22 protein-coding genes are annotated in these 25998 nt (G+C 65.1%); 15 read left to right on the forward strand and 7 right to left on the reverse strand.

Annotated elements, in window-relative coordinates; translation table 11 throughout:
- Positions 1-90: 90 nt before the first annotated feature.
- Genes AB7535_RS05365 through AB7535_RS05380 form a run of 4 tightly spaced genes read left to right on the forward strand, consistent with a single transcriptional unit; the run spans position 91 to position 3368 of the window.
- Positions 91-969, forward strand: a complete 879-nt coding sequence (locus AB7535_RS05365) for a branched-chain amino acid ABC transporter permease (protein ID WP_085403941.1) — start codon at positions 91-93, stop codon at positions 967-969.
- On the forward strand, positions 969-1952 hold the full coding sequence (locus tag AB7535_RS05370; protein ID WP_063984699.1) for a branched-chain amino acid ABC transporter permease: 984 nt from the start codon (positions 969-971) through the stop codon (positions 1950-1952). The genes AB7535_RS05365 and AB7535_RS05370 overlap by 1 nt, the downstream gene beginning before the upstream one ends.
- Complete coding sequence (locus AB7535_RS05375) at positions 1949-2680, forward strand: ABC transporter ATP-binding protein (RefSeq protein WP_028146884.1); 732 nt, start codon at positions 1949-1951, stop codon at positions 2678-2680. Before AB7535_RS05370 ends, AB7535_RS05375 begins: the two co-directional genes overlap by 4 nt.
- Positions 2664-3368 carry an ABC transporter ATP-binding protein gene (locus AB7535_RS05380; protein ID WP_085403940.1) on the forward strand — a complete coding sequence of 235 codons (705 nt, stop codon included), beginning with the start codon at positions 2664-2666 and terminating at the stop codon, positions 3366-3368. Before AB7535_RS05375 ends, AB7535_RS05380 begins: the two co-directional genes overlap by 17 nt.
- Positions 3369-3552: 184 nt before the next feature.
- Here AB7535_RS05380 and otnC read toward each other — a convergent pair whose 3' ends face one another.
- Positions 3553-4227 (reverse strand): 3-oxo-tetronate 4-phosphate decarboxylase, encoded by a 675-nt coding sequence (gene otnC / locus AB7535_RS05385; protein ID WP_028146885.1) that lies wholly within the window; start codon positions 4225-4227, stop codon positions 3553-3555.
- A gap of 105 nt (positions 4228-4332) precedes the next feature.
- Here otnC and ltnD point away from each other — a divergent pair, with 105 nt between their 5' ends.
- From ltnD to AB7535_RS05415, 6 genes are all read left to right on the forward strand, one after another.
- Positions 4333-5250 (forward strand): L-threonate dehydrogenase, encoded by a 918-nt coding sequence (gene ltnD / locus AB7535_RS05390; RefSeq protein WP_014496893.1) that lies wholly within the window; start codon positions 4333-4335, stop codon positions 5248-5250.
- 16 nt (positions 5251-5266) lie between these two features.
- Entirely contained in the window at positions 5267-6049 is a 783-nt protein-coding gene (gene otnI, locus AB7535_RS05395; protein WP_085403939.1) for a 2-oxo-tetronate isomerase, read from the forward strand.
- Positions 6046-7323: a 3-oxo-tetronate kinase gene (gene otnK / locus AB7535_RS05400; protein WP_135215959.1), complete on the forward strand. Its 1278-nt coding sequence runs from the start codon at positions 6046-6048 to the stop codon at positions 7321-7323. The genes otnI and otnK overlap by 4 nt, the downstream gene beginning before the upstream one ends.
- Before the next feature lie 170 nt (positions 7324-7493).
- On the forward strand, positions 7494-9185 hold the full coding sequence (locus AB7535_RS05405; RefSeq protein ID WP_063984694.1) for a methyl-accepting chemotaxis protein: 1692 nt from the start codon (positions 7494-7496) through the stop codon (positions 9183-9185).
- Between the two features lie 245 nt (positions 9186-9430).
- Positions 9431-12610 carry an efflux RND transporter permease subunit gene (locus AB7535_RS05410; protein WP_085403937.1) on the forward strand — a complete coding sequence of 1060 codons (3180 nt, stop codon included), beginning with the start codon at positions 9431-9433 and terminating at the stop codon, positions 12608-12610.
- Positions 12597-13796, forward strand: a complete 1200-nt coding sequence (locus AB7535_RS05415; protein WP_085403936.1) for an efflux RND transporter periplasmic adaptor subunit — start codon at positions 12597-12599, stop codon at positions 13794-13796. Before AB7535_RS05410 ends, AB7535_RS05415 begins: the two co-directional genes overlap by 14 nt.
- Positions 13797-13902: 106 nt before the next feature.
- Here AB7535_RS05415 and AB7535_RS05420 read toward each other — a convergent pair whose 3' ends face one another.
- Complete coding sequence (locus AB7535_RS05420; protein WP_085403972.1) at positions 13903-15414, reverse strand: acetyl-CoA acetyltransferase; 1512 nt, start codon at positions 15412-15414, stop codon at positions 13903-13905.
- 184 nt (positions 15415-15598) lie between these two features.
- Entirely contained in the window at positions 15599-16732 is a 1134-nt protein-coding gene (locus AB7535_RS05425; RefSeq protein ID WP_439037236.1) for a nitronate monooxygenase, read from the reverse strand.
- A gap of 255 nt (positions 16733-16987) precedes the next feature.
- Between AB7535_RS05425 and AB7535_RS05430 the strand changes: the two genes are divergently transcribed.
- Both AB7535_RS05430 and yghU read left to right on the forward strand, forming a co-directional pair.
- Positions 16988-18646, forward strand: a complete 1659-nt coding sequence (locus tag AB7535_RS05430; RefSeq protein WP_135215958.1) for a flavin-containing monooxygenase — start codon at positions 16988-16990, stop codon at positions 18644-18646.
- A gap of 180 nt (positions 18647-18826) precedes the next feature.
- Positions 18827-19708 carry a glutathione-dependent disulfide-bond oxidoreductase gene (yghU, locus tag AB7535_RS05435; RefSeq protein WP_085403934.1) on the forward strand — a complete coding sequence of 294 codons (882 nt, stop codon included), beginning with the start codon at positions 18827-18829 and terminating at the stop codon, positions 19706-19708.
- 173 nt (positions 19709-19881) lie between these two features.
- On the opposite strand, the gene AB7535_RS05440 is transcribed toward yghU, so the two are convergent.
- The 4 genes from AB7535_RS05440 to AB7535_RS05455 form a co-directional block, all read right to left on the reverse strand.
- The gene (locus AB7535_RS05440; RefSeq protein ID WP_085403933.1) at positions 19882-20499 is read right to left on the reverse strand and encodes a flavin reductase family protein; all 618 of its coding nucleotides are present in this window, start codon (positions 20497-20499) and stop codon (positions 19882-19884) included.
- A 151-nt stretch (positions 20500-20650) separates the two neighbouring features.
- A complete protein-coding gene (locus AB7535_RS05445; protein ID WP_014496881.1) occupies positions 20651-21928 on the reverse strand; it encodes an acyl-CoA dehydrogenase family protein in 1278 nt (425 codons plus the stop codon).
- Between the two features lie 307 nt (positions 21929-22235).
- The gene (locus tag AB7535_RS05450; RefSeq protein ID WP_028146897.1) at positions 22236-22616 is read right to left on the reverse strand and encodes a VOC family protein; all 381 of its coding nucleotides are present in this window, start codon (positions 22614-22616) and stop codon (positions 22236-22238) included.
- A 109-nt stretch (positions 22617-22725) separates the two neighbouring features.
- Positions 22726-23505: an SDR family NAD(P)-dependent oxidoreductase gene (locus AB7535_RS05455; protein WP_085403932.1), complete on the reverse strand. Its 780-nt coding sequence runs from the start codon at positions 23503-23505 to the stop codon at positions 22726-22728.
- 179 nt (positions 23506-23684) lie between these two features.
- Between AB7535_RS05455 and AB7535_RS05460 the strand changes: the two genes are divergently transcribed.
- From AB7535_RS05460 to AB7535_RS05470, 3 genes are read left to right on the forward strand one after another with little or no spacing between them, the layout of a single operon-like run.
- Entirely contained in the window at positions 23685-24473 is a 789-nt protein-coding gene (locus tag AB7535_RS05460; protein WP_028146899.1) for an enoyl-CoA hydratase/isomerase, read from the forward strand.
- Positions 24470-25456 carry a phosphotransferase family protein gene (locus tag AB7535_RS05465; protein WP_085403931.1) on the forward strand — a complete coding sequence of 329 codons (987 nt, stop codon included), beginning with the start codon at positions 24470-24472 and terminating at the stop codon, positions 25454-25456. Before AB7535_RS05460 ends, AB7535_RS05465 begins: the two co-directional genes overlap by 4 nt.
- A gap of 3 nt (positions 25457-25459) precedes the next feature.
- A complete protein-coding gene (locus AB7535_RS05470; RefSeq protein ID WP_085403930.1) occupies positions 25460-25837 on the forward strand; it encodes a DUF6285 domain-containing protein in 378 nt (125 codons plus the stop codon).
- Positions 25838-25998 lie beyond the last annotated feature (161 nt).

The following is a 25998-nucleotide window of genomic DNA, read 5'->3' on the forward strand; positions in this document are numbered from 1 at the left end:
CGCGTCTCGAAGGACGAGGGCTGGGCCATCCTTCGAGACGCGCGCTGGTGCGCGCTCCTCAGGATGAGGATCTATTTCGGGGGACGACTTTTGACAGCTCAAGCCATTATCCAGAGTCTCGCGAGCGGCCTTCTGATGGGCCTGCTCTACGGACTGATCGCGGTCGGCCTCGCGCTGATTTTCGGCCTGATGGACGTCACGAACTTCGCCCATGGCGAATTCCTGATGCTCGCGATGTACCTGTCCTTCTTTCTGTTCGCGTTCTTCGCGATCGATCCCCTGCTGTCGGCCCCATTGGTCGCAGCGGCGATGTTCGTGTTCGGAGCGGTGGTCTATCTACTCCTTGTACGCTTCGCCATGCGGGCCAAGGCCAATGCCGGCATGGTGCAGATCTTCACGACTTTCGGCCTTGCGATCGTGATGCGCGGCCTCGCGCAGTACTTCTTCACGCCGGACTATCGCAGCATTCCACAGTCCTGGCTTGGCGGTAAAACCATCTCGGTCGCCGGCATCTTCCTGCCCGAGCCGCAGCTCATCGGTGCGCTGGTCTCGATCGCGGCCTTCGCCGGGCTCTACCTCTTCATCAACCGCACCGACTTCGGCCGCGCGCTGGAAGCCACCCGCGAGGATCCCGGCGCCGTCGCGCTCGTCGGCATCGACAAGAACCGCGTGTTCGCGTTCGGCTGGGGCCTCGGCGCCGCGCTGGTCGGTCTCGCCGGTGCGATCATGGCGGTGTTCTTCTACATCTATCCCGATGTCGGCGCGTCGTTCGCGCTGATCGCCTACGTGACCGTGGCGCTCGGCGGCTTCGGCAGCGTGTTCGGCGCCTTCGCCGGCGGCATCATTGTCGGCCTGGTCGAAGCGGTGACCGCGCTGGTGTTGCCGCCATCGCTGAAGTCCGTCGGCATCTATGCCGTCTATCTCCTCGTCGTCTTCATCCGGCCGCGCGGCCTGTTCGGGTCGATGTGATGGACAAGGCTTTTGCAGCGCGGCGCCGCCGCGACCTCATCATCGCCGCAGTGCTGGCCGGGCTCGCAGCGCTGGCTCCGCTGTTGATCAAGGATGTTTACGTCCAGAACATCCTGATCCTGACCCTGATGTATGCGGCGCTGTCGCAGAGCTGGAACATCCTGTCCGGCTATTGCGGGCAGATCTCGCTGGGACACGCGCTCTATTTCGGCATCGGCGCCTACACCACCGAGCTGCTGTTCACCAAGTTCGGCGTGCTGCCCTGGTTCGGCATGCTCGCCGGCGGCGTGATTGCGGCGATCATCGCAATGGGGCTCGGCTATCCCTTCTTCCGCCTGCGCGGCCATTACTTCGTGATCGCGACCATCGTCATCGCCGAGATCGGACTGCTCTTGTTCCAGAACTGGGAATGGGCGGGGGCTGCGATGGGAATCACCGTTCCCGTGCGCGGCGACAGCTGGCTGAAATTCCAGTTCATGCGCAGCAAGCTGCCGTACTTCTATTTCGCGCTGGTGCTGTGCAGCCTCGCCTGGTTCGTCACCTGGTGGCTGGAGGACTCCAAATGGGGCTTTTGGTGGCGCGCGGTGAAGGACAATCCGGAAGCGGCCGAGAGCCTCGGCGTCGTCGTGTTCAACTCCAAGATGGGCGCGGCCGCGGTCTCCGCCTTCCTCGTCGCCATCGGCGGTGCCTTCTATGCGCAGTTTCTCGCCTATATCGACCCCGAAAGCGTGATGGGCTTCCAGTTCTCGCTGCTGATGGCGCTGCCGGCCGTGCTCGGCGGCATCGGCACCCTCTGGGGGCCTGTGCTTGGGGCTGCCATCCTGATCCCGATGACGGAGCTGACGCGCTCTTATATCGGTGGCTCAGGCCGTGGCGTTGACCTCATCGTCTACGGCGCCCTGATCGTCGCGATCTCGCTGGCCCTGCCGCGCGGCTTGGTGAGCCTGTTCTCCCGTTCGAAAGCAAGAGGAGCCACGCGATGACTGCGCTCCTTGAAACCCGCGGCGTCTGGCAGCGGTTCGGCGGCCTCGTCGCCAACAGCGATGTCTCGATCTCGGTCGGCCGCGGCGAGATCGTCGGTCTGATCGGGCCGAACGGTGCCGGCAAGTCGACGCTGTTCAATCTCATCGCCGGCGTCTTGCCGCCGACGCAAGGGTCGATCTGGTTCGACGGCGAGGATGTCACGAACATGCCGGCGGCCGAGCGCTGCCAGCGTGGCGTCGGGCGCACCTTCCAGGTGGTCAAGAGCTTTGAGACCATGACTGTTATCGACAACGTCATTGTCGGTGCTCTCGTGCGCAACACCGTGATGCGCGAGGCACGCCGCAAGGCGCATGAGGTGCTCGAATTCACCGGCCTTGCCGCGCGCGCCGACGTGCTCGCGAGCGACCTCGTGCCGGCCGAGAAACGCCGCCTCGAAGTCGCCCGTGCGCTGGCGACCGAACCAAAGCTGCTGCTGCTGGACGAGGTCCTCACCGGCCTGACGCCGACCGAAGCGCAGACCGGCGTCGCGCTGGTGCGCAAGGTGCGCGATGCCGGCATCACCGTGTTGATGGTCGAGCATGTCATGGAGATCGTGATGCCGCTGGTCGACCGCGCCATCGTGCTCGACCTCGGCAAGGTGCTGGTCGAGGGTAAGCCTTCCGACGTCGTCCGCGATCCCAAGGTGATCAGCGCATATCTGGGAGATCGTCATGCTGTCGGTGCATGAAGTCACGACCGCCTATCAGGGTCTGGTCGCGATCTCCGCGGTCTCGATCGAGGTCCAGAAGGGCGAGATCGTCTGCGTTGCCGGCGCCAATGGCGCGGGCAAGTCGACGCTGCTCAAATCCATCGCCGGCGCCGAGCGTCCGCGCTCGGGCACGGTGACGTTCGACGGCAAGCGCCTCGACGGCATGGCGCAGCATCATATCACCGCCACCGGCATCGCCTATGTGCCGGAGAACCGCCGCCTGTTCCCGCGCCTGTCGGTGCGCGACAATCTGCGCCTCGGCAGCTATCTGTACCGCGGCGACGCCGACCGCGAGGGGCCGCTCAATCTCGTGTTCACGCTGTTCCCGCGTCTCCAGGAACGTTTGGAGCAGCGCGCCGAGACGCTGTCCGGCGGTGAGCAGCAGATGCTCGCGATCGGCCGCGCGCTGATGACGCGCCCGCGGCTGTTGATGCTGGACGAGCCCTCGCAAGGCATCATGCCGAAGCTGGTCGACGAAATCTTCCAGGCGGTACTGCGCATCCGCGACGCCGGCATGACCGTGCTGATCGTCGAGCAGCGCATGGCCGAGTGCCTGGAGATCGCCGACCGCGCCTACATCCTGCAAACCGGCCGCGTGCTGATGCAGGGCCCGGCCGCGGAGATCAGGGGGAACCCGGACGTACGGAAGGCGTATCTGGGGCTGTAGCTGCAAATTGTTGGGCGCGCGCGTCCCACACTCTCGGTGTCATCGCCCGACTTGATCGGGCGATCCAGTATTCCAGAGACGTCAGAGAGATACGGATAAGCTGCGGCGTACTGGATTCCCCGCCTTCGCGGGGAATGACAGCGTTGCGCGGGGCGGTCCTGCCCGACTCTCGACCGCACGAAGCCTAATGCTCGTGCCCATGCTCCGGCAGCGCCACCCCGAACACCTTCACCAGATCCTTCACCTGCTCCGGCGACAGATACCGCGGGTTCATCCCGCGCAGCAGCAGGTACAGCTTCGCCGTCTCCTCCAGCTCCTCCGTCGCGAACACCGCGGCCTCCAGCGTGTCGCCGGCGACCACCGGGCCGTGATTGGCGAGCAGCACGGATGAATATTTGCCCGCCAGTCCCTTGATCGCATCCGCAACCGCGGGATCGCCGGGGCGGTAATAGGGCACAAGCGCGGTGGCGCCGCATTTCATCAGATAATAAGCCGTCATCGGCGGCAGCGCGGCGCGCGGGTCGATCTCGGGCAGCATCGAGAGCGCGACCGAATGGGTGGAGTGCAGATGCACGATCGCCCGCGCGCTTTCGCGCGTGTCGTAGAGCGCGGTGTGCAGCGGAACTTCCTTGGTCGGCGCATCGCCCGAGAGGAGGCGCCCCCGTGCGTCCAGCCGTGACAGTCGCGCCGGGTCGAGGAAGCCGAGCGAGGCGTTGGTGGGGGTGACGAGCCAACCCCCGTCGTGCATCTTGACGCTGATATTGCCGGAAGAGCCCGGCGTCAGCCCGCGCTCGAACAAGGACCGTCCGAAGCGGCAGATATCCTCACGCAGCCGGGTCTCGTTGCTCATAGCCGTCATGCCCGCTTGTCTCACGCTTTGGCAGCGCGGCCAAGCCGTGTTATTCGGATCAGTGAGCCGCCGCAAAGGGCGGCCGTCCAGGAAACGTTCGCAAGGGTCAGTTGCATGTCCGCCTCCACGTCACAAAATCAGCGTATCGCCGTCATCGGGCTCGGCTCGATGGGGTTCGGCATGGCAACCTCGCTGAAGCGCGCCGGTCATGCCGTGACCGGCTGCGACGTCTCGGCTGACGCGGTGGCGCGTTTCGTGAAGGACGGTGGCGCGGGCGCCAGCACGCCGGCGGAAGCGGCCAAGGGCGCCGACATCGTCGTCAGTGTCGTCGTCAATGCCGCGCAGACCGAGACCATCCTGTTCGGCAAGGATGGCGCCGCCGAGACCCTGCCGAAGGACAGCGTCTTCCTGTCCTCCGCCACCATGGACCCGGATGTGGCCCGTCGCCTCGCGAAGCAGTTGGAGGCGACCGGCCGTCACTATCTGGATGCGCCGATCTCCGGCGGCGCGCAGCGCGCGGCCCAAGGCGAGCTGACGATCCTTGCCTCCGGCAGTCCCGCTGCCTTTGCGAAGGCACGGCCGGCGCTCGATGCCATGGCGGCAAAACTGTACGAGCTCGGCGATGCCGCAGGGCAGGGCGCCGCCTTCAAAATGATCAACCAGTTGCTCGCCGGCGTGCATATCGCCGCCGCCAGCGAAGCGATGGCGTTCGCCGCCAAGCAGGGTCTCGACATCCGCAAGGTCTATGAGGTGATCACGGCCTCCGCGGGCAATTCTTGGATGTTCGAGAATCGCATGCCGCACGTGCTCGACGGCGATTACACGCCGCGCAGCGCGGTCGAGATCTTCGTCAAGGACCTCGGCATCATCCAGGACATGGCGCGCAGCGCCCGCTTCCCGGTGCCGGTCTCGGCCGCCGCGCTCCAGATGTTCCTGATGACATCAGCTGCCGGCATGGGCCGCGATGACGACGCCTCGGTGGCGCGCATGTATGCGCAGGTCACCGGCGTAAAACTTCCCGGCGACAAGTAGAGCCAAGAGGATTCCGATGCCCCGTTTCGCCGCCAACCTCTCGATGATGTTCACCGAGGTGCCGTTCCTCGACCGTTTCGACGCCGCTGCGCAAGCGGGCTTCACCGCGGTCGAATTCCTCTTTCCCTACGAGCATCCGGCCGAGGTGGTCGGCGAGCGGCTCAAGCGCAACGGTTTGACGCAGGCGCTGTTCAACCTGCCGCCGGGCGACTGGAACGCCGGCGAGAAGGGCTTTGCGGCGCTGCCGGCGCGATTCTCCGATCTCAAGGCGAGCCTGGAGACCGCGTTGCCTTACGCCAAGGCGACCGGTGTCAAGCGGCTGCACTTGATGGCCGGCATTGCCAACCGCGGCGAGCGCGTCGCGATCGAGGCGTTCTACAAGTCGGTGGCGTGGGCTGCGGAGTTCTTTGCTCCGCACGGCATCGACATCGTGCTCGAGCCGATCAATGCGCGCAATGTGCCCGGCTACTTCCTCAACGATTTCGGCTTCGCGCGCGACCTGATCCAGGAGCTGAGACTGGCGAACCTGAAGCTCCAGTTCGACATCTATCACTGCCAGATCATCCACGGCGACGTCACGATGCGCCTGCGCGAGATGATGCCGATCATCGGGCATATCCAGATCGCCAGTGTCCCCTCGCGCAACGAGCCCGACGGCGAGGAGCTGAATTATCCGTTCCTGTTCACCGAGCTCGACCGGCTCGGCTATACCGGCTTCGTCGGCTGCGAATACAATCCGCGCGGCAAGACCACCGATGGCCTCGCCTGGTTCAAGCCTTATGCGGGAGTGAAGCCGTGACGCTCGCACTGGGTTGCGTCGCCGACGACTATACCGGCGCCTCCGATCTCGCCAACACGTTGACGCGCGCGGGCCTGCGTACCGTGCAGACCATCGGCGTGCCCGCGGACGATCTCACGCTGCCCGAGGTCGACGCCGTCGTGGTGTCGCTGAAGAGCCGCTCGATCGAGGCAGGCCTTGCCGTGTCGCGTTCGCGTGCGGCGGAGAAATGGCTGCGTGACCGCGGGGCGCGCCATGTGCTGTTCAAGATCTGCTCGACCTTCGATTCCACCGATGCGGGCAATATCGGCCCGGTGATGGACGCGCTGCGCGCCGATAGCGGCGAGGCCGTCGTGCTGGTGACGCCGGCCTTCCCGGAGACCGGTCGCACGGTCTATCAGGGCAATCTGTTCGTCGGCGCCGTGCCGCTGAACGAGAGTCCGCTCAAGGACCATCCGCTCAACCCGATGCGCGATTCCAACCTGGTGCGCGTGCTGGCACGCCAGAGCAAGACGCAGGTGGGTCTCGTCGACCTCGCGACCGTCACCCGCGGCGCGGAGGCCGTGCGGGCTCGGCTTGCCGAATTGTCAGGCAAGGGCACCGGTGCCGCGATCATCGATGCCGTGTTCGACCGCGACCTCGAGACCATCGGCCTCGTCGCTGCCCAGCATCAGCTGTCGGTCGGCGCCTCCGGCATCGGCCTCGGACTGGCGCGGGCTCTGGTCTCGACGGGCAAGGTCAAGTCGGCCGCTGGCAGCGGCGGGGCGGACGCCGCCGTCGGCGGACCGGCGGCCTGCCTCGCCGGAAGCTGCTCGCAGGCGACGCTTCAGCAGATCGCCAATGCCGAACGCGTCATGGCGGTGCTCCATCTCGATCAGGACCGTATTCTTACGGGAGCGGACGAAGTGCAGCGCGCGATCGCCTGGGCCAAGCCGCGTTTAGCCGACGGTCCGGTCCTGATCGCGTCGAGCGCGACACCGGATCAGGTCGCCGCCTTGCAGGCGCGCCACGGCCGCGATGCAGCCGGTCACGCCATCGAGCAGGCGATGGCCGACATTGCGGAAAACCTAGTCAAATCAGGCGTCCGGCGGCTGGTCGTGGCTGGCGGCGAGACCTCCGGCGCCGTCGTCGATCGCCTCGGGATTCCCGGCTTTCTGGTCGGCGCTGAGATCGCTGCGGGCGTCCCGGTGCTGCGCGCCGTCGGCGCTGAAGCAGGCGATATGTTGCTCGCGCTGAAGTCCGGAAATTTCGGCGGGCCGGAATTCTTCGCGGACGCGCTTGGGCTCATGCGCTGAGCGCAGGGCGTTCTTAGCTGCCTGTTCATTTCTTTCAGGCTCCGTACTCGAACGGAGTCGTAGTTAACATCTGCTCAGTCGCTCTGTTGTCTGATGTCGGCGTCGCTCCTTTTGGTTGATTGTTAAGACCTCCCGGACGCGCGCCCGCGCCAGCACAACGAGACCCGATTATGTTCGCCACCATTTCCATTCGCGCCAAGATCATCAGTGTCGTGGCGTTCCTGCTGGTCGCGATGACCGGCATGGGCCTGCTCGCCGTCACGAAGATGCGGTCGATGAACGCCAACACCACCGACATCACCACGAGCTGGCTGCCCAGCGTCCGGGTGCTCGGCGAACTCCGCGCTAGCGTCATCACCTACCGCAACGTCGTTCGCCAGCACATGCTGTCCGAGACCCTCGAGGAGAAGCTCGCCAACGAAAAGACGGCCGGCACCGTCATCGAGGCGCTCGCCAAGTCCCGCAAGGCCTACGAGCCGATGATCACCTCACCCGAGGAGCGCCGGCTGTACAACGAATGGGCCAAGCTCTGGGACGATTACAAGAAGGGCACCGAAGACGTCATGGCGCTGTCGCGCAAGGAGGCCGGCAAGGTCCCGCATGACGCCCAGGAGCTGAACACCAAGACGGTCAACAAGATCGGCCTTGCGTCGGATGAGGTCCTGATGAAGGACATCGATCTCAACACCAAGGGCGGCGACCAGGCTGCCCAGGATGCCGCCGACAGCTATTTCTATGCCTTCATGCTGGTCTCGATCATCCTCGGCGCCGCCGTGATCATCGGCATCGGCGTCAGCTTCTACCTGGTCCAGGACGTCTCCGCCGGCATCAACTCGATCATCCAACCGATGCAGGCGCTCGGCAAGGGCGACCTCTCCGCCGAAGTCCCGCATCGCGGCGAGAAGACCGAGATCGGCGCCATGGCCGACGTGCTCCAGATCTTCAAGGAAGCCTTGATCGCCAAGAAAGCCGCCGACGAGGCCGCCGCCGCCGATGCCGAAGCCAAGATCGAGCGCGGCCGCCGCGTCGACGGCATCACCCGCGATTTCGAAACGATGATCGGCGAGATCGTCCAGACCGTGTCGTCGGCCTCGACCCAGCTCGAGGCCTCCGCCTCGACGCTGACTTCGACTGCCGACCGCTCCCAGCGGATGGCGACTACGGTCGCCGCGGCCTCGGAGGAAGCCTCGACCAACGTGCAGTCGGTGGCCTCGGCCACCGAGGAGATGGCCTCGTCGGTCGGCGAGATCAGCCGTCAGGTGCAGGAATCAGCGCGGATGGCGGGCGACGCCGTCGGCCAGGCCCGTGCCACCACCGAGCGCGTCAGCGAGCTGTCCAAGGCGGCTTCTCGCATCGGCGACGTCGTCGAGCTGATCAACACCATCGCGGGCCAGACCAACCTCTTGGCGCTGAACGCCACCATCGAGGCGGCGCGTGCCGGTGAAGCCGGCCGCGGCTTCGCGGTGGTCGCCTCCGAGGTGAAGGCGCTCGCCGAGCAGACCGCCAAGGCGACCGGCGAGATCGGCCAGCAGATCTCCGGCATCCAGGCGGCGACCAACGACTCGGTCGGCGCCATCAAGGAGATCTCCTCGACCATCGAGCGTCTCTCCGAAATCTCCTCGGCGATTGCGGCTGCGGTGGAAGAGCAGGGCGCAGCGACCCAGGAGATCGCCCGCAACGTGCAGCAGGCGGCGCAGGGCACCCAGCAGGTCTCCTCCAACATCACCGACGTGCAGCGCGGCGCGACCGAGACCGGCACGGCCTCCTCGCAGGTGCTGTCGGCAGCGCAGATGCTGTCCAACGACTCGAGCCGCCTCAAGACCGAGGTCAGCAAGTTCCTGACCAACGTCCGCGCGGCCTAAGCCGGGACACGCTCGCAGTTCTGAAGGCGGCGCCTGCGGGCGCCGCTTTTTTACGTGGGGGTGAGCCGCTTTCGTAATCTTCCGGCCGCAGGCTGCATATCTGGAATGCGATTTCGCAGTGCGATAGCAGGGAAGTGACCGGACGGGGCGGCGCTGTCGTTGGCCATTTCCACGGTGTTCGGGTAAATCAGCCCTAGGAACCCGTGGGGCGTGTTCCCTGTCCCCGATTTGGAATTGCCTGACCAATGATTGCTCTGGTCCGTATTGCCCTGAGCCGACCCTACACGTTTGTCGTGCTCGCGCTTCTGCTCCTGATCATCGGGCCGCTCGCGGCCCTGCGGACGCCGACCGACATCTTCCCGGACATCCGCATCCCCGTGATCGGCGTGGTCTGGCAGTACACCGGCCTGCCGCCGGACCAGATGTCCGGCCGCATCACCACGCCGTTCCAGCGCGCGCTGACGACGACCGTCAACGACATCGAGCATATTACAGCTAACTCCTATAACGGCTTTGGCATCATCAAGATCTTCTTCCAGCCGAACGTCGACATCCGCACCGCCAACGCGCAGGTCACCGCGATCTCGCAGACGCTGCTGAAGCAGATGCCGCCGGGCGCAACGCCGCCCCTGATCCTGAACTACTCCGCCTCGACCGTGCCGATCATCCAGGTGGCGCTGTCGGGCGATGGCCTGACCGAGCAGAACCTCGCCGATATCGGCATCAATAATCTGCGCACCCCGCTGGTCACGGTGCCCGGCGCGGCGATCCCGTATCCGTTCGGTGGCAAGCAGCGCCAAATCCAGATCGACCTCGATCCTACCGCGCTCCAGGCCCGTGGCCTGTCGGGCCAGGACGTCGCCAACGCGCTCGCAGCCCAAAACCTGATCACGCCGGTCGGCACCCAGAAGATCGGCCAGTTCGAATACAACATCCAGCTCAACAACTCGCCGCTGAAGATCGACGAGCTCGGCAATCTGCCGATCAGGACCGTCAACGGCGCGATGGTCTATGTGCGCGACGTCGCGACCGTGCGTGACGGCAATCCGCCGCAGACCAACATCGTCCACGTCGACGGCAACCGCTCGGTGCTGATGATGGTGCTGAAGGCGGGCGCGACCTCGACGCTCGATATCATCGCCGGCATCAAGCAGAAGGTTATCGACGTCAAGGACCAGCTGCCGGACGCGCTGAAGATCGGCTTCATCGGCGACCAGTCGGTGTTCGTCCGCGGTGCGATTCAAGGCGTCGCGATCGAAGGCGTGATCGCGGCGCTGCTGACCAGCGTCATGATCCTGCTGTTCCTCGGCAGCTGGCGCTCCACGGTCATCATCGCGGTCTCGATCCCGCTCTCGGTGCTCGGCGCCATCATCATGCTGTCGGCGATCGGCGAGACGCTCAACATCATGACGCTCGGCGGCCTTGCGCTCGCGGTCGGCATCCTCGTCGACGATGCCACCGTGACCATCGAGAACATCAACTACCATCTGGAGCAGGGCAAGCCGGTCGAGCAGTCGATCCTCGACGGCGCCAATCAGATCGTGACGCCGGCCTTCGTCTCGCTGCTATGTATCTGCATCGTGTTCGTGCCGATGTTCTTCCTCTCCGGCGTCGCCCGCTTCCTGTTCGTGCCCATGGCCGAAGCCGTGATGTTCGCGATGATCTGGTCGTTCATCCTGTCGCGCACGCTGGTGCCGACCATGGCGAACTATTTGCTGCAGGCGCACGTCCATCACGAGGGCGCGCCGCCGAAGTCGCGCAATCCGCTGGTGTGGTTCCAGCGCGGTTTCGAGAAGCGGTTCGAGCGCATCCGCGGCGGCTACCATAATCTGCTGGGACTGGCGCTGGTGCACCGCGCGGTGTTCGTGATCGGCTTCCTCTGCGTGGTCGGCGCGTCCTTCGCGCTGGTGCCGTTCCTCGGGCGCAACTTCTTCCCGGCGGTCGATGCCGGCAATATCCTGATGCATGTCCGCACCCAGGTCGGCACCCGCGTGGAGGAGACGGCCAACCAGCTCGCCGACGTCCAGAAGGCGATCCGCAAGCTGATCCCCGGCGAAATCGAGACGCTGACCGACAACATCGGCATGCCGATCTCCGGCATCAACATGACCTACAACAACACGGGCGTGATCGGCCCGCAGGACGGCGACATCCAGATCAAGCTGAAAGAGGGCCACAAGCCGACGGAAGAGCACGTGCGCGTGCTGCGCGAGCAGCTGCCGCGCCTGTTCCCCGGCGTCAGCTTCGCATTCCTGCCGGCCGACATCGTCAGCCAGATCCTGAACTTCGGCGCGCCGGCGCCGATCGACCTGCAAATCCGTGGTGCCAATATCGGCGCCAACTTTGCCTACGCCAACAATTTGCTGGCGAGGGTTCGCAAGATCCCGGGCGTTGCCGATGCGCGCATCCAGCAGTCGCCGAACAACCCAACCTTCAACATCGATGTCGACCGCACCCGCGCGCAATATGTCGGCCTGACCGAGCGCGACGTCACCAACAGCCTCGTGGTCAATCTCGCCGGCTCCTCGCAGGTGGCGCCGACCTACTACCTCAATCCGGACAACGGCGTGTCCTACTCGATCGTGATGCAGACGCCGCAATACCAGATCGACTCGCTCAGCGCGCTCCAGACGCTGCCGATCACGGCCACCGGCAATTCCCAATCGCCGATCCTCGGCGGCATCGCCGACATCAAGCGCTCGACCTCGAGCGCGGTGGTGTCGCAATACGACATCCAGTCGCTGGTGCAGATCTTTGCCACGACCTCGGGCCGCGATCTCGGCGCGGTCGCCGCCGACATCCGCCAGGTGATCGCCGACACCGCCAAGGACGTGCCGAAGGGCTCCTCCGTGGTGCTGCTCGGCCAGGTGCAGACCATGAACAGCGCCTTCACCGGATTGCTGTTCGGCCTGCTCGGTGCCGTCGTGCTGATCTACTTCCTGATCGTCGTGAACTTCCAGTCCTGGTCCGATCCGTTCGTGATCATCACGGCGCTGCCGGCCGCGCTCGCCGGTATCGTCTGGATGCTGTTCATGACCGAGACGACGCTGTCGGTGCCGGCGCTCACCGGCGCGATCATGTGCATGGGCGTTGCCACCGCCAACAGCGTGCTGGTGATCTCCTTCGCCCGCGAGCGCTACGAGGAGCTCGGTGACCCCATCGCCGCTGCACTCGAGGCCGGGTTCGTCCGGTTCCGCCCGGTGCTGATGACCGCGCTCGCCATGATCATCGGCATGGCGCCGATGGCCCTGGGGCTCGGGGAGGGCGGCGAGCAGAATGCGCCGCTTGGCCGCGCCGTGATCGGCGGCCTGATCTTTGCAACTTTCGCCACGCTGATGTTTGTTCCCGTGGTGTTCAGTATGGTACACAAGAAACAAGGCGCCAAAGCCGCCGCCCCATTGGAGACTCCGCATGTCGCCCACTGAACCCCGCTCCCCGGTGTCGCACCGGAAACTGGGCATCTTCGGCGTGGTGGCGCTGATTGCGGCAGGCCTCGTCGTGGGTACCGGCATTCGTGCCCGCGAGGAGCAGGGCTCCAAGCTGAAGGAATGGACCGACGATCAGGCCGTTCCCAGCGTTGCGGTGACCCTGCCGAACGCAAAATCCCTCAACGGCACCATCGACCTGCCGGGTCGGCTCGAAGCTTATTACCGCGCGCCTATCTTCGCACGCGTCTCCGGCTATCTGAAGAGCTGGAGCGTCGACATGGGCGCGCGCGTCAAGGCGGGGCAGGTGATCGCCGAGATCGAGGCGCCCGACCTCGACCAGCAACTGCTTCAGGCCCGCGCCGACCTCGCCAGCCAGCAGGCCAGTGCCAGGCTCTCGGAAGCAACGCTCAACCGGCGCAAGACGCTGGTCGCCTCCAACTTCGTCTCCGCGCAGGAGATCGACGAGCGCACCGCCGATCTCTCCAATAAGAACGCGGCCGTCCACTCAGGCCAGGCAAATGTCGAACGGCTTGAAGCGCTGGCCGGCTACAAGAAGATCACGGTGCCGTTCGATGGCGTGGTCACGGCGCGCGATACCGACGTCGGCGCGTTGATCAATGCCGGCGGCGGCTCCGGCCCGGCGATGTTCGTGGTCTCCGACATCACCAAGCTGCGCGTTTACGTCAACGTTCCCCAGAACTACGTGCCTGCGATCAAGATCGGCGCCAAGGCCACCATGGTCATGCCGGAATACCCGAACCGGACATTCCAGGCGACGGTCGAGGCGTCTTCGCAGGCCGTCGACGTCGCCTCAGGAACCACCCGCATGCAGCTTCGGCTCGACAATTCCAACGGCGAGTTGATGCCCGGCGGCTATGCCAGCGTGAAGCTCAACCTTCAGCGCGACACCGCGCCGCTGAGCATTCCCGCCAGTGCCCTGATCTTCAACGGCAGCGGTCTGCGTGTTGCGACCGTCGGTCCCGACGACAAGGTGCAGTTCAAGACCGTGACCATCGCACGCGATCTCGGCAAGGAGATTGAACTCGCCTCGGGCATCGCACCCGACGACCGCGTCATCACTGCCCCGCCGGATGGCCTTTCCGACGGCGACCAGGTTCGCGTCGCCGGCGGTGCCAAGGGCAAGCCGGCGACGGCGTCGGAGAAGCAGGCGCCGAAGGGCTAGGTTGATCTCGTAGGGTGGGCAAAGCGAAGCGTGCCCACCGTCTTCACGTGATTGGAAGAAGAATGGTGGGCACGGCGCAAGAGCGCCTTTGCCCACTCTACGAAAGCTACGTCACCCGCCACTCCGGCACGTCATCCGCGGCCATCGCGATCTCGCCGAGCGAACCCACCGGCGTGCGATCCATGTTCAGCAAGTGCGCCAGAGTCGCCGTATCGCTGGCCGCGATGCGCCCCAGCGTACGTCGATCATCTTCCGTCCGCAGCATCACCACGCCGTGTTCGACCTCGCCGCCGCGGCCATAGAGCACCGTGAAACTCTCGACCTTGCCCCTGCCTGAGACCTCCGTGACGAACTCGGGCACCGCGCGCTTGTTGCGGTCGGCCTCTGCCTGCACGCTCGTCTCCTGCGCCAGCGCCTCACGCGGCGTCTTCGACACCACCAATGCGTGGTGCTTGGTGACGAAGCCGCCCTGGCCGTAGAGCAGCCCGAGCTTGGCACCATCGCGCACACGCCGCAGCATCGCGCAGGCCGCGTGCGTCATGTAGGTGTTGAGCGGCGCGCCGAAGAAGGTGAGGCCACCGGTCACGGTCGGCTGCACGTCGGCCCCGAGGCCCAGCGTCCGCCGCGCCATCTTGGGCACGCAGGGGAAGCAGCTATAGAGCTCGATCGCGTCGAATTTCTTGCCGTCGCCGCCGGCGAGATCCATCGCCGCCTTCAGCACCGCATTCTGCGGATGGCTTTCATGGAACTGATCGCGCAGGAGGTAATCGCGCGGCTCTTCGGCCGAGGCGCCGCCAAGCGGGTAGACCAGCTTGTCCTCGGCGATGCCGGCCGCGCGCGCCTTGGCGAGGTTGGTGAGCAGCAGCGCGCCGCCCATGTTGACGCTGGGGTTGGCGACCATGAGCTTGTTGTAGGGCCAGGCGATCAGCCGGTTGTCCGCCGTCGGCGTCGTGATCTCGTCCGGCGCATAGCGCCGCTTCAGCCAGGCGTTGGGATTTTCGGCGGCGGCCTCGGAGTAGCGCGACCACAGCGTGCCGGACTCTGCCATGGCTTCACGCGGCGTCTGGCCCCAATGGGCGGAGGAGGCGGACTCATAGAATGGATAAACCGTGACGGGACGGAACACGCCGAGCTTCACCGCCAGCGGCTTCTGGAATGCCGCCCCACGCTTGGGCTCCTCGACGTCGTGGGCGAACGGCGTCCAGGGTAGCTTGACCCCGGCGCGCTCCGCCTTGGTCGCGGTCGACTGCGCCTCCGCGCCGCAGACAGCCGCCACCGTGCATTCGCCGCGCGCAATGCGTTTTGCCGCCTCGTGGATGTAGCGGATCGGGCTCTCGCCGCCGACGGGGCCGTAATAGCAATGCGCCGGCGCAATGCCGAGCCGCTGCGCCAAAAGCTTTTCCGGATCGCGATAGCGCCAGCTCAGGAAGTTGACGACGTCGAGCGACTGCACCTCGCCAAGCAGTTTTGCGCCGGCGTCCTGTTCGGCCCGCCGTAGCGCCTGTTCGAGCAGATCGAGCGGCTCGAGGCCGTCGGTGATCTCCTTGGGTCGGTCGACGATCTCGCCGATGCCGACGATGACGGGGATGAGGTCTTCCGGGATAGAGGTCTTGGTCATTTCTTCTTGGTTCACTTTCTGGGTCTTCGGCACGCCGTCGCCCTTCGAGGGCCGCTGAAGAAGCGGCCACCTCAGGGTGACGGCTACGGATGAAGCGTCATCCTGAGGTGCGAGCCGAGCGACGCTTGCGGCGCTTGGCGAGCCTCGAAGGATGAGCCACGGACTCTATTCCGGCCACAGGCAATTACTCCGCCACCAGCGCATTCATGTGCTCGACGGCCTCGGCAAACTCTTCCTTGAACTCCTGCACCACCGCGCCCGCCGACTTCACGCTGTCGATCAGGCCGACGCCCTGGCCGACGAAATAGCTGACGAGGTCGCGCGCTTTTGCGTTGCCGCTCGCCGCCGCGCGATCGATCGCGTTGAAGGCGTCGCGGCTGATGACGCTTTGCAGCGGCATCGGCAGCGCGCCCGGGCTTTCCGGCGCGCGGTCCCAGGCATCGGTCCAGACCGAGCGGAGCTGGCGTGCTGGCTTGCCGGTGCGCCCCTTCGAACGGATCGCGTCGCGCGAGGACGCCGTGATCATCTTCTCGCGGAAGATCGCCGTGGTCTCGGCCTCGACGGTGGCGAGCCACACCGAGCCGGTCCAGGCGCCGGCCGCGCCCATCGCCATGCAGCCGGCCATCTGCCGTCCCGTCATGATGCCGCCGGCCGCGAGCACCGGCACGTCGCGGATATTCTTGATCGCCTTGATCACCTCCGGCACCAGCACCAGGGTGGAGACCTCGCCGCAATGGCCGCCGGCCTCGGTGCCCTGCACCACGAGAATGTCGACGCCGGCGGCGACCTGGCGCAACGCATGCTCCTTGGCGCCGACGAGGGCGGCAACCGGCACGCCGTGCTTCCTGCCCATCTCGATCATCGCCTTCGGCGGCACGCCCAGCGCGTTGGCGATCAATCGGATCGGATGGTTGAAGGAGACCTCGAGCAGCTGAAGTGCGGTCTTCGCGTCGAACGGTTGCGGCTGGTTGTCGGCCACATCACTTGTCGTCAACTCGATGTCGTATTTCTTCAGGAGGTCGCGCGTGTAGGCGCGGTGCTCCTGCGGCACGCGCGCCTCCAGGCTCTTCCAGGTGACGTCCTTCTCGCCTGCGGTCGAGATATTCTCGGGGATCAGCACGTCGATGCCGTAGGGCTTGCCGTCGACATGCTCGTCAATCCATTTCAGCTCGCGCTCGAGCGTGTCGGGCGTGTGCACGGTGGCACCCAACACGCCGAAGCCGCCGGCACGGCTGACGGCGGCAACGACGTCGCGGCAATGGCTGAAGGCGAGCAGTGGGAACTCGATGCCCAGCATGTCGCAGATCGGCGATTTCATGGCTCTCTCCCGGCAGCCGTCGCGTTGCTGTTGTTGCTTTGCTTGAGCGAAGGCGCTTCGACGCTAGCCCATCGTCGCTAGCGATGCCAATCCGGATTTGGCCGCGCATCTTGCGTGCAGACGCCACGCGGCGGATGAGCCATTCCGCTGCACAAAATAAACAGACCGGAGCCCGCCGATTTGCCTCTTGCGCTTTTGTGGGTCTGTGAGAATGCTGGCGCAAACAAAGAGAAAACAGCGAGGGAGCGCCAACCGATGTCGCAAGCGCAAGCGAGTCCGGCCCGAACCGTGAAGGCCTACGACGTGGTCGTCGTCGGCGCGGGCTTTGCCGGCATGTACATGCTGCACCGCCTGCGCGGTCTTGGCTTCTCGGCGCGCGTCTATGAGCAGGGCGGTGGCGTCGGCGGCACCTGGTACTGGAATCGCTATCCCGGCGCGCGCTGCGATGTCGAGAGCATGCAGTATTCCTACTCGTTCTCGGAAGAGCTTCAGCAGGAATGGGACTGGAGCGAGCGCTACGCGCCGCAGCCGGAGATCCTGAACTACGCCAACCACGTTGCCGACCGTTTTGATCTTCGCCGCGACATCCAGTTCGACACCCGCGTCGAGCGCGCGGCGTTCGACGCGCGGGCGAAGTGCTGGTCGGTGACGACGTCCGACGGCAAGACGGTTGAGGCGCAGTTCATCGTGCTCGCGACCGGCTGCCTCTCGAACGCGCGCAAGCCCGACATCAAGGGCCTCGAGAGCTTCAAGGGACCGGTCTACCACACTGGCAGTTGGCCGCATGAAGACGTCGACTTCACGGGCTTGCGCGTCGGCTTGATCGGGACGGGATCGTCTGGCATCCAATCGACGCCCGTCATCGCCGAACAAGCAAGACATCTCACCGTGTTTCAGCGCACGGCGAATTTTTCGATTCCCGCGCGCAACGCCGCGCTGACCGACGAAGAGCGCAACAACGTCCGCAAAACCTATCCGGAGATCCGCCGCTTCGCCCGCGAAATCGCACGCAACGGCATTTTCGCCGAGCAACCCGATCGCGGCGCACTCGACGACAGCGATGAGACCAGGAATGGCAAATATTCGGCGCGCTGGGAGCGCGGCGGGCTCACCTTCATGTATGTCTACAACAATCTCGGCCTCGAGCGATCGGCGAACGATACCGCGGCGAACTTCGTGCGCGGCAAGATCGCCGAGATCGTGAAGGACCCCGAAACCGCGAAGCTGTTGCAGCCGAACAGCCATCCGATCGGCACCAAGCGCATCTGCATCGATACGGATTATTTCGCGACCTTCAACCGGCCGAACGTCTCGCTGGTCGACATCAAGACCAATCCAATCGAGGAGGTCACCGCGAATGCCGTGCGTGTCGCAGGCAAGGACCACGAGGTCGATGCGCTGGTGATGGCGACGGGGTTCGATGCCATGACTGGCTCGGTCGCGAAGATCGACATCAGTGGCCCGGGCGGACGGACGCTGAACGAGAAGTGGGCGGAAGGCCCGAAGACCTATCTCGGGCTGATGAGCGCGGGCTTTCCGAACCTCTTCATCATCACCGGCCCCGGCAGCCCGTCGGTGCTCTCGAACATGATCGTCTCGATCGAGCAGCATGTCGACTGGATCGCCGATTGCCTCGTTCACATGCGCAGGCAGGGTGTTGCCACCATGGAGGCAAGCGGGGAGGCCGAGGACAAGTGGGTCGCCCATGTCAACGAGGTCGCCCACGGCACGCTCTATCCGCAGGCCAATTCCTGGTACATGGGCGCCAACATTCCAGGCAAGCCGCGCATCTTCATGCCCTATATCGGCGGCGTCGGCGTCTACCGCCGGATCTGCGACGAGGTCGCGGCGAAGGGATATGAGGGGTTTTTGCTGGAGAGGGCCGAGCAGGGGCTGACTGCGGCCGCGTCCTGAGCCTCGCTCCGATCGTCATTCCGGGGCGCCGTAGAGCGGCGGGCCCGGAACGACGGCGGGGAAGTGGCCTGCCATGACGAAACGTAGAGTTGCCCCGCCCGGCAATGCATTTCTGCGCCCTTGCCATCGGCCATTCGCGGGCTAATTAATGCAGGCGCATCTTTTCGCCGGAGCCCCCGCATGACCGACGCCCCCGCCTACGTACCGCCCAAAGTCTGGATCTGGAACAAGGAGAACGGCGGGCAGTTCGCCAGCATCAACCGCCCCATTGCCGGCGCGACCCACGACAAGGAGCTGCCGGTCGGCAAGCATCCCTTCCAGCTCTATTCGCTGGCGACGCCGAACGGCGTGAAGGTCACGGTGATGCTGGAGGAACTGCTGGCGCTCGGCCACAAGGGCGCCGAATACGACGCCTGGCTGATCAGGATCGGCAATGGCGACCAGTTCGGCAGCGGCTTTGTCGACATCAACCCGAACTCGAAAATTCCCGCGCTAGTGGACCGCTCCGGTCCCGAGCCGATCCGGGTGTTCGAATCCGGCTCGATCCTGGTCTACCTCGCCGAGAAGTTCGGCGCCTTCCTGCCGAAGGATATCAAGAGTCGCACCGAAGCGATGTCCTGGCTGTTCTGGCAGATGGGCAGCGCGCCATATCTCGGCGGCGGTTTTGGTCACTTCTACGCCTACGCGCCGACCAAGATCGAATACGCCATCGACCGTTTTGCGATGGAGGTCAAGCGCCAGCTCGACGTGCTCGACCGGCGCCTCGCCGACAACGAGTACCTCGCGGGCAATGAGTACACCATCGCCGACATCGCGGTGTGGCCCTGGTATGGCGCGCTCGCCAAGGGGCTGGTCTATGGCGCCGGCGAATTCCTGTCGGTGCAGGACTACAAGCACGTGCAGCGCTGGACCGATCAGATCGCCAAGCGCCCGGCCGTCAAGCGCGGCCGCATGGTCAACCGCGTCTCCGGCGATCCCGCCAGCCAGCTCCACGAGCGGCACGACGCCGGCGATTTCGACACCAAGACGCAGGACAAGATCGGCGAGCCGGCGGCGACGTAAACGGTGCTCGCTTCACCTCGCCCCGCTTGCGGGGAGAGGTCGAATTCGATCGAAGATCGAATTCGGGTGAGGGGGACTCTCCGCGAGTCCAACTCACACTGTTTTCTCGGAAGCAGCCCCTCACCCCAGCCCTCTCCCCGTAAGAACGGGGCGAGGGAGCGCGATGGCGCGGCCTACTTCCTCTTCGCCCCCTCCGCGGCCGGAAACACCACGCGATCATCCGTGCGGCAGTAGCGGTCGGCGAACATGCGGCCGATCGGGTGATAGCGGTCCATGTGCACCCGCATCGCCTTGTCGTCCCAGAGCTCGTCGCGGATATGGAAGTGGATGCCTTCGCCCATGATCAGCCGGCGATCGTCGTTGACGTCGATCATCTTCCAGAGCTTGCACTCCATCGCCCAGGGCGTGTCGGCGAGCCGCGGCACGGCGATCTTCGCCGACGGTGCGAGCTTCAGCCCGAGATAGTCAGGCTCGCCCACTTCAGGGGGAAAATCTCCGCTGCTCTCGTGCATGGCCTTCGCCAGCGGCTCGTCGGCGAGGTTGACCACGAACTCGCCGGTGCGCTGGATGTTGAGAAACGTGTCCTTGTCCTGGCCGTTGGGCTTCCGGTTCGCCGCGAACATGCACAGCGGCGGATCTTCGCAGAAGGCGTTGAAGAAGCTGAACGGCGCGGCGTTGACGACGCCGGTCGGCCCGACCGAGGTCACCCACGCGATCGGCCGTGGCAGGATGAAGGACGTCAGCACCTTGTAGCGCTCGCGTGGCGTCAGGTCGCTGGCGGCGTATTCCATGGTGGCTCCGTAGGAGTGAAACTCTCGTAGGGTGGGCAAAGCGAAGCGTGCCCACCACTTCTTGCGAAGCCGCGATGGTGGGCACGGCGCGCGAAGAGCGCGCCTTTGCCCACCCTACGGCTCTTCCCGAGCGGGGAGAGGCCAGAGACTTTTACGCCATGCTCAACTCGTGGCGTCCCACCACCATCCAGTGCACCTCGTCCGGACCGTCGGCGAAGCGCAGATGGCGGACGTCCTGGTACATCTCCGCGAGCGGGGTCCAGTGCGAGATGCCGGTGGCGCCGTGCATCTGGATCGACTGGTCGATGATCTTGCAGGCGCGCTCCGGCACCATGGCCTTGACCATGGACACCCAGACGCGGGCCTCCTTGTTGCCGAGCACGTCCATCGCCTTGGCGGCCTTCAGCACCATCAGCCGCATCGCCTCGATCTCGCAGCGCGCCTGCGCGATGATCTGCATGTTGCCGCCGAGATGGGCGATCTTCTTGCCGAAGGCCTCGCGGGTGAGGCCACGCTGAACCATCAGATCCAGCGCCTTCTCGGCCTTGCCGATGGTGCGCATGCAGTGATGGATGCGGCCCGGGCCGAGGCGGAGCTGCGAGATCTCGAAGCCGCGGCCTTCGCCGAGCAGCATGTTCTCCTTGGGCACGCGGACGTTGTTGAAGCGCATGTGCATGTGGCCGCGCGGGGCGTGGTCCTGGCCGAACACGTACATGGGCCCGAGCACCTCGACGCCGGGCGTGTCGCGCGGCACCAGGATCTGCGACTGCTGCTTGCTCGGCGCCGCATCCGGATTGGTCTTCACCATCACGATGAGGATCTTGCAGCGGGGATCGCCGACGCCGGAGATGTAATATTTCTCGCCGTTGATGACCCATTCGTCGCCGACGAGCTTTGCGGTCGTCGAAATGTTCTTGGCGTCGGAGGAGGCGACGTTCGGCTCGGTCATGACATAGGCCGAACGGATCTCGCCGTTCATCAGCGGCTTCAGCCACTTCTCCTTCTGCTCCTTGGTGCCGACGCGCTCCAGCACTTCCATGTTGCCGGTGTCCGGCGCCGAGCAGTTCATCGTCTCGGAGGCCAGCGGGCTCTTGCCGAGCTCGGAGGCGATATAGGCGTAGTCGAGATTCTTCAGGCCCTGACCGGTCTCGTCGTCGGGCAGGAAGAAATTCCAGAGGCCTTCCTTCTTGGCCTTGTTCTTGGCGACCTCGAGCACCTCGAGCTGTTTCGGCGTAAAGCTCCAGCGATCCTGCTTGCCTTCGCCGGCCTTGGCGAATTCGATCGACATAGGCTCGACGGTGTCGCGGATGAATTTCCTGACGTGATCGTAGAGCGGCCGGACCTGGTCCGACATGCGAAGATCGTTGAGCTCGTCGCCGGGATTGAGGGTGTAGTTGGTGGTGCGGGGTATGTAGGCGTGCTTTGTCATTGTTCCTCCCGGGGTCACTGAGATCGCGTTGGGCCGCAGAATAGTCGCAGCGCGGCCAAAGCGCGAGCGCGCATTTTTTCAGGCGACCCATGCCATGCGATGGAATATCGCGAGAGTGTTTGAAATGTTGTTTGAACGGCGTGAGGAGGCAGGTGCGGGCCGCACTCACTGTTGTCATCGCCCGGCTTGACCGGGCGATCCAGTACTCCGTGACGTCAGCGATTTACGGAGAAGCCGCGGCGTACTGGATTCCCCGCTCCAGTGCGCAATTGCGCACAAGGCGGGGAATGACACCGTCCTGGAGCAATCAGTTCGGCAGCCGATGCATCGCGCAGATCTTGTTGCCGTCGAGGTCGCGCAAATAAGCGATGTAGAGCTTGTTCCCTGCGCCCTCGCGGATGCCGGGTGGATTCTCGATCGGCGTTCCGCCGGCGGCGACGCCGGTGGCGTGCCACTTGTCGACCTGCTCAGGCGAGTTGGCGGCAAAGCCGATGGTGCTGCCATTCGCACACGTGGCGGCCTCGCCGTTGATCGGCTTCGTCACCGAGAACACGCCGGTCTTGGTGATGTAGAAGATGCGATGGCCGTCGACCCTGGCCGGGCGCACCTCGAGCGTGCCGAGCAGCTGGTCGTAGAACGCCTTGGCCTTGTCCAGGTCGTTGGTGCCGATCATGATGTGTGAGAACATTTGCCCATTCCCCTCAGAGTTTGTAGCCCGGATGGAGCGCAGCGAAATCCGGGTCTTGCTTGTTTTTGAAAATCCCGGATTACGCTTCGCTCCATCCGGGCTACGAGATTCAAAACGCCGTATAGCCGCCGTCGATCACGAACGTATCCGCGGTGTGATACGACGACGCCTTGCTCATCAGATACACCGCGATGCCGCCGAAATCGCTGGCCTCGCCGAAGCGCCGCATCGGAATGCGCGGCATCACATTGGCGACGAACTTCTCGTTGGCCATGATGCCCGCGGTCATGTCGCTCTTGATCCAGCCGGGCAGGATCGCGTTCGCGGTGACGCCGTGACGCGCCAGCTCGACGCCGAGCGCGCGCACCAGCGCGTTGATCGCGGCCTTGGTCGCGGCATAGTGCTCATTGCGCGCAGTGCCGAAGATCGAGGCGAGGCTCGATGTCGCGACCAGCCGGCCGAAGGGATCGCCGGCATTGGCGCGCTCGGTCATGTGTTTTGCGGCGGCCTGGAAAGCGTGGAACACGCCGTCCAGATTGGTCGCAAACATCGTGCGCCACTCTTCCTCGGTGCGCTCGATGAAGGAGCGCCGGCCGCCGCCGCCGATACCGGCATTGGCAAAGCAGCCGTCGACCCGGCCGAAAATGTCGAGCGTCGCCTTCATCGCGGCATTGACCGAAGCCGGATCGGTGACGTCGCAGACGCGGGTGTCGACCTTGCCGGAGAGGCCCGTCATGCTCGCGGCAGCAGCCTTGTTCTTGTCAGGATTGCGGCCCCAGATCAAGACGTTGCAGCCCTGGCCGGCGAGCGCCTGCGCGATGCCGAGCCCGATACCGCCATTTCCGCCGGTGATCACGGCGACGCGGCCGCTGAGGTCGAAAAGGTTCATGGCGCGTTTCCTGTTTTTGGCACGGGCGCGCGCCAGCCTGTGCGCGCAAGATTGTGCGATACGACGACAAGGTATGTTCGGACCACCATGGACAAGGCCGCGACAAAAATCAAATATGCGCCCCGGCAAAACTAATTCCGGTCTGCGAAACATCGCTAGTACCAACTGACGAGGAAACCATGCAGTTCAAACACGTCACGCTCGATTTCGATGGCTCGGTCGCGATCCTCCGGCTCGACCATCAGGAGGTGATGAACGCGGTCTCCATGGACATGCTGGGCGGCCTCTCCGATGCCCTCGACGCGATCGAGGAGAAGAAGGGCGAGGTGCGCTGCGTGGTGCTGACTGGCGCGGGGCGGGCGTTCTGCACCGGCGCGAATCTGCAAGGGCGCAACAACCAGTCGAAGAAGACCAAGGCCGGCCTGACGCTCGAGACCGGCTTTCATCCCTTCCTGCGCCGCATCCGCAATCTGCATTGCCCGATCGTCACTGCCGTCAACGGCCCGGCCGCCGGCGCCGGCATGAGCTTCGCGCTGCTCGGCGACATGATTTTGTGCGCGCGGTCCTCTTACTTTCTTCAAGCCTTCCGCCGCATCGGCCTGGTGCCGGATTGCGGCTCGACCTGGCTGCTGCCGCGCCTGATCGGCCGGGCGCGTTCGGTCGAATTGTCGCTGATGGGCGAGCGCCTGCCGGCCGAGAAGGCGCTGGAATGGGGCCTCGTCAACCGCGTCTATGACGACGGCGTGCTGATGGAGGAGGCGATGAAGCTCGCGCGCGATCTCGCCAGCGGCCCGACGGTCGCGCTGTCGCTGATCCGCAAGCTCTACTGGGACAGCCCCGAAAATTCGTTCGAGGATCAGCTCAATCTCGAATTCCAGTGCCAGCTGCGTGCCGGCGACACGGACGATTTCCGTGAAGGCGTTGGCGCGTTCCTGGAGAAGCGCCCGGCGCAGTTCAAAGGCAAATGATCGAGGCCGAGCTCTCCCGCAGCGTCGCGCGCTGGTGCGAAGGGGCGACTGGCGTCACCGGCGCGGCAAAACTGTCCGGCGGCGCCAGCCAGGAAACCTGGCGCTTCGACATCGAGCATCCCGATGGGCCGATCGGCGCGATCCTGCGCCGCTCGCCGAAGGGCTATGGCGCCGCGCCGACGCGCGCGGCAGGTCTCGCCGCCGAAGCCCAGTTGATGCAGCTTGCCTATGAGGCGGGCGTGCCGTCGCCGCGCGTGATGCATGTGTTGACGCCCGACGAAAATCTCGGCACCGGCTTCATCATGCAGCGGGTCGAGGGCGAGACCATCGCCCGTAAGATTCTTCGCGATGATGAGTACGCGGCGGCGCGGCCGCGTCTCGCGCGGCAGATCGGCGGCGTGCTCGCCGGCCTGCACAAACTGCCACAGGACAAGCTGCCCGAGCTGCGCAGCCGGTCCGCGACCCAGGAGATCGGCGAGTTCGAGCGCGACTATCGCAGCCTGAACTGGCCAAAGCCCGTGTTCGAGCTGGCGCTGCGCTGGCTGCGCGACCATGATCCCGGCCCCTCGGCCGAGACCACGCTGGTGCACGGCGATTTCCGCAACGGCAATCTCATCATCGGCGCCGACGGCGTCCGCGCCGTGCTCGACTGGGAGCTCGCCCATCTCGGCGATCCCATGGAGGATCTCGGCTGGGTCTGCGTCAACTCCTGGCGCTTTGGTGAGATCGACAAGCCGGTGGGCGGTTTTGGCACACGCGAGGAATTGTTCGCCGGCTATGAGGCCGCGGGCCGCAAATGCGATCCTGCGCGCGTCAAATTCTGGGAAGTCATGGGCACGCTGCGCTGGGGCATCATGTGCGGCGGCATGATGCAGCGGTTCCGCGAGGGGCCGGATCATTCGATGGAACGCGCCATGATCGGCCGCCGCGCCAGCGAGACCGAGATCGATCTGTTGCGGCTGCTGGCGCCGCGCGGGAGCTGACACATGCAGGACGAACCGACACCGACCGAGCTGACCAAGGCGGTCGCCGATTTCCTCGGCAACGACATCACGCCGCTGATCTCCGGCCATCAGGCCTTCAAGCTGCGCGTCGCCATCAACATCCTCGACCTCGTGACGCGGCAGCTGACGCAGGAGGAGAGGAGCGACGCGAAGGAGGTGGAGCGGCTGCGCGCGCTGCTCGGCATGGACGGCCCGGTGGCCGATCTCAACCGCGCGCTCGCCGATCGCATCGCCAAGGGTGAGATTGATCTGGCAACGCCGGGGCTCGCCGAGCATCTCTGGCAGACCACAATGGATAAGCTAGCGGTCGACCAGCCGAACTATGCCTCATACAAGCGGGAGCTGGGGCGAGGCGGGTAGACGGTGCCATATTCTCCGCTGTCATCGCCCGCCTAGTGCGCAATTGCGCACAGGGGGGGCGATCCAGTATTCCAGAGACGGCAATGAGATGCGTTGAAGCCGCGGCGTACTGGATGCCCCGGTCAAGCCGGGGCATGACACCTGTGGTGTTGGGGCATCCG

Origin of the sequence: Bradyrhizobium sp. 956_D2_N1_4 (assembly GCF_052076025.1) — a bacterium.
Taxonomy (GTDB): domain Bacteria; phylum Pseudomonadota; class Alphaproteobacteria; order Rhizobiales; family Xanthobacteraceae; genus Bradyrhizobium; species Bradyrhizobium barranii.